Source organism: uncultured Methanobrevibacter sp. (assembly GCF_937906425.1).
Taxonomy (GTDB): domain Archaea; phylum Methanobacteriota; class Methanobacteria; order Methanobacteriales; family Methanobacteriaceae; genus Methanobrevibacter.
In genome coordinates this window covers 1-4,155 of the sequence record NZ_CALCYR010000216.1, presented here as the reverse complement: position 1 = coordinate 4,155, position 4,155 = coordinate 1, and the positions used below count along the sequence as shown (strand labels likewise).

The window sequence follows — 4,155 nt, the reverse complement described above, 5'->3', positions numbered from 1 at the left end:
GAAGAAGGTTGAGCAGCAGGATCGAGGGGTTGTGCAGATAGCCCAGAAAGACGTCCCAGTCGTAGTCTCCGAAGGCGAGCAGCAAACTCAGCAGACCGATCAGGATCGAACTGAGCAGCGGGAAGAGGATCTGCACGGCGAGGTAAGCGATGCGTTGACCACGGCCGGAAAGCTCACTGACCTGACGGGCAAAGAGAAAAGAAAGAACTTTAAAGTCCTTAAATAAATAAAAATAACTAAATTTAAATTAACCTATCCTAGTTTCATTAATAGGTCCATTTTCAGACCAATATGCCTCATAGATTCCAGGATCATACTGACCGCCAGAAGTTGAAAACACAGACCTGTAAATAGGTGAACCAAACTCATCATACTCTCCAGTTTCATAATCATTTTGCCAATCACCATAAACCTTTTGAGAACTGGTAGTAGATTTATTTGAAACTGCAGTAGCATTCTTTACATCACTGGAATTCTTACTTAAATTTAAATCATTGCCAGAGCTGGTATTATTTGCATGAGCTAAATCAATTGAATTATTGCCACTTATTAAAACAATTGCACCAAGAATAATTGCCACGACTATAATTAAAGTAATGCAAATGATTAAAATTCCTTTATTATCCATATAAGACCCCCAGAATATTTATTGAAAAAATAAAGAAATAAATTTTTAAAATTAATTAAAAAGAACTAATCTAATTAAAAAAAAAATTAAAAAATAAATTTTTAAAATAAATTAAATAGAACTAATCTAATTTAAAAAAATTTTAAAATAAATTTTTAAAATTAATTTCATAAACTAATCTAATTTACAAAATTAATAAATTAAAACTATTTTAATTGAAAAAAAATAAGAAAATAAATTCCTTATTTATAAATCATTGTTCCAATACCTTCTTTTGTAAATATCTCTAAAAGAATAGTGTGATTTACTCTTCCGTCCAAAATATGGGCTGATTTTACACCATTATTAATGGCTTCAACACAGGTTTCGATTTTAGGAATCATACCGCCTGTAATAATTCCTTCCTCAATAAGTGCAGGAACTTCATCAACCTTAATTTTTTGAATCAATGTACTTGGATCAGATGGATCCCTTAAAACTCCAGGAACATCTGTCAATATAATCAATTTTTCAGCTTTAACCTCACTTGCTATACCTCCTGCAACAGTGTCTGCATTAAGGTTTAATGTAGTGCCGTCTTTTGCTATACCGATTGGAGAAATAACCGGAATATAATCATTTTCAAGATACATTTCAAGAACATCGGGATTAATTTTATCGATTTTGCCGACAAAACCTAAATCAACCTCTTCAACTTCACCGGTATCATCATCCTTTATCTTGTGAATCTTCTTGGAAGCTTCAATTAGCTTATTGTCCTTTCCAGACAATCCTGCACACTTATCATAATTAAGGCAGATTTGAGATACAATATCAGTATTGATAGTTCCTACAAGAACCATCTTTACAATCCCCATGGTTTCCTCATCGGTTACACGAAGCCCTTTGATAAATTTAGGTTCCTTACCAAGTTTTTTCATTGAACGGGTAATTTCAGGACCTCCCCCGTGAACAACCATAGGTTCCATTCCTACATATTTTAAAAGCACTGTATCTCTTGCTGTGGAAGCCATAGCCTCATCATCCACCATTGCATGGCCTCCGTATTTAATCATGACCTTCTTATTGTAAAATTTTTTAATATATGGCAATGCATCTACCAACAAATCTATTTTGTCCATTTTATCACATTTAAATTTTTAAGTAATTGATTAGAATAATTATCGTTTATAATCCTTAAAATCCAATTCAAGACATTTACAAATATTTTTTCTTAAAATGTCAATTAAGGCAATTTGATAAATTTTTATACAATCTTAAAAAATCATTTTTAAGAAAAGTAAAAAAATGTTTTAAAATCTTAAAATGTCAATTAAGGCAATTTGATAAATTTTTATACAATCTTAAAATATGTTTATAATAATATAAAAATATGACCTAAAAAATCAATTTTTTTCCAATGAAATTTAAAAAAATTTCCAAAAAGCTTTTATGGAAATTATAAAAAAATTGAAAAAATCAAAATAAAAATTAAATTCAGAATAAGTGAAAAATTGATTTGATTTAGTAAAATTGTTTCAAAATGAAAATTTTTAAATAAAAATAAAAAACAAGAACAAAAAACGAATAAATTTAAATATAATAAAATTTAATTTAATAATTACCTTGATTAAATACAAATAATATTTCTTTTTTAAAATAAACTATCCATTAACAATAGTTTAAGTTTTAAAGAGCAAATAAATAGTTAACCATGTGTTAACTGTTTGAATAATTTAAAACTTTAATCAGGTGCAAAAATTAGTGAGGTAAAAAATATGAAAAATAAAAAAAGCATTTTATTGATGACATGCCTTTTAATATTCCTATTGATGAATCAGGTTTCAGCCGCTGAAAATGATACATCAAATAATATTGGCGACTCCAATTCATCTCTTTCAGTTGAGCATAATAACTTAAATGACATTATTAAATCAAAGCTTACTGAAATTGGAGATAAAAAGCAAAAAGAAGTAAATTCAAGTGATTTACTGGAAGTTGATGAGGAAATAGAAGTAATTGAAGATGTGAAAAACACAGATGGAATAGTAATGGCCGAAGACAATTCCAGCTGTGGACAGGCTTCACTTGCAACTGCCTTAAACAGATTTGATAGAAACATCACATTGGATGAAGTTTCAAGCCTTATAAATGGTTCAGAAAATGGAACAAGCATGAAATCCATTGTGGAAACTGCAAGACATTACAATCTAACAGCCTTTGGAGTTGAACTCAATACAATGGACTTGAAGGAAAACTTCATAGTTCACCTAAATCTAAGTGAAGGAGGGCATTGGAGCCTAATCAATAACATCACAGACAAGTACGTATTTTTGGCAGATCCAATCGAGGGAAACATCAATTTCACAATAGCTGAATTTGAAAAGTATTTCTCAGGAAAGGCAATAATCATTTCAAGAATAGATGAGGAAAGCTTAAGAAACCAATTAACCGGCCAAAATATCCAGATAATTGAAAATTCAGACATGGATTCCATCATTGGAAATGGATGGGAAAGACGTATAGTCGGTTATAAGACAGTTTGGAAATGGGGATTCATAAGAAAATATGGATGGAAACTCCAACCGGTAATAACCGCTCACGGAGCACAATTCAGCCAATGGCAATACAAGAAAGGTTATTACTATGTTTGGGGAAAATATAAAGCCAAAGTGCCTATTTACAAATATGTCTACAAAAACAATGACCGTTTAACAAGCGTTTCCATTAAGGCAAACATCAAAAAGGGCAAAACAATTTCCAAAGCCAAATAAAAAACAATAAATATTACATTAAAGTAAGTATTATTATAAGATAATGGAGTAAACAAATTTTAAAATTTCAAGCAAATTTTAAAAAATTTTTAAAATAATCAAAAAAACATGATAAAAATTAAACATTTGATAATTTAATAAATTTTTAAAATAATCAAAAAAACATGATAAAAATTAAACATTTGATAATTTTAAAATATTGAAATTTTATTATTTGAATCCATGCTTATGAGGAGATAATATGGATAAAAAAATCATTTATTTACTAATAGCCATTGCAGTTATAGTTGTTGCAGCAGCAGGTTTTTCCGCTACTTCAAACAATGACACCTACAGCTTAGAAAATCCGGAACTTACAGGTGCTTTCGATTTTTCCGCAACTCCAACAACAGATTGGAACAGTGAAAATAAAGAACTGAACTTCAAGCAGACCATAAGCACTGAAGACGGCAAGGACTATAAGGACATAGATATGAAAGTCGTTTTCTACAAAGGAGGAAAACTCTTAGATGAAAAAACAATAAATATTGACAAAACAAATGACGGCGCATTTGATCTTGACTTCAAAGTAAAACTCCAAGAGGAACCTGACGAGTTTTATTATGACGTTATCAGTGCAGAAGAAGTATGAATGAAAAAAATAATTAAAAATAAATATTTCTCCAAAAAGGTTGGTTACAATTTGTAACCAACTAATTTTTAATTAAATTAAATTATTTTTAAATTAAATTATTTTTAAATTAAATTATTTTTAAATTAAATTTTTAATTAAAT

The 4,155-nt window shown here is 29.3% G+C and carries 5 protein-coding genes; 3 read left to right on the top strand and 2 right to left on the bottom strand.

Annotation, left to right across the window (positions count from 1 at the left end; genetic code table 11):
• Nucleotides 1-226 (top strand): hypothetical protein (locus tag Q0138_RS06325; protein ID WP_297982173.1); only part of this gene is annotated, 226 nt, incomplete at its 5' end.
• Nucleotides 227-247: 21 nt separating this feature from the next.
• Here Q0138_RS06325 and Q0138_RS06320 read toward each other — a convergent pair.
• Together Q0138_RS06320 and argB are read right to left on the bottom strand one after the other, a co-directional pair.
• The gene (locus tag Q0138_RS06320) at nt 248-628 is read right to left on the bottom strand and encodes a hypothetical protein (RefSeq protein WP_297982172.1); all 381 of its coding nucleotides are present in this window, start codon (nt 626-628) and stop codon (nt 248-250) included.
• Nucleotides 629-870: 242 nt separating this feature from the next.
• Nucleotides 871-1,749: an acetylglutamate kinase gene (argB, locus tag Q0138_RS06315; protein WP_297982170.1), complete on the bottom strand. Its 879-nt coding sequence runs from the start codon at nt 1,747-1,749 to the stop codon at nt 871-873.
• A gap of 636 nt (nt 1,750-2,385) precedes the next feature.
• Here argB and Q0138_RS06310 point away from each other — a divergent pair.
• Complete coding sequence (locus Q0138_RS06310; RefSeq protein ID WP_297982169.1) at nt 2,386-3,381, top strand: cysteine peptidase family C39 domain-containing protein; 996 nt, start codon at nt 2,386-2,388, stop codon at nt 3,379-3,381.
• A 241-nt stretch (nt 3,382-3,622) separates the two neighbouring features.
• The gene (locus Q0138_RS06305) at nt 3,623-4,012 is read left to right on the top strand and encodes a hypothetical protein (RefSeq protein ID WP_297982167.1); all 390 of its coding nucleotides are present in this window, start codon (nt 3,623-3,625) and stop codon (nt 4,010-4,012) included.
• Nucleotides 4,013-4,155: the final 143 nt, after the last annotated feature.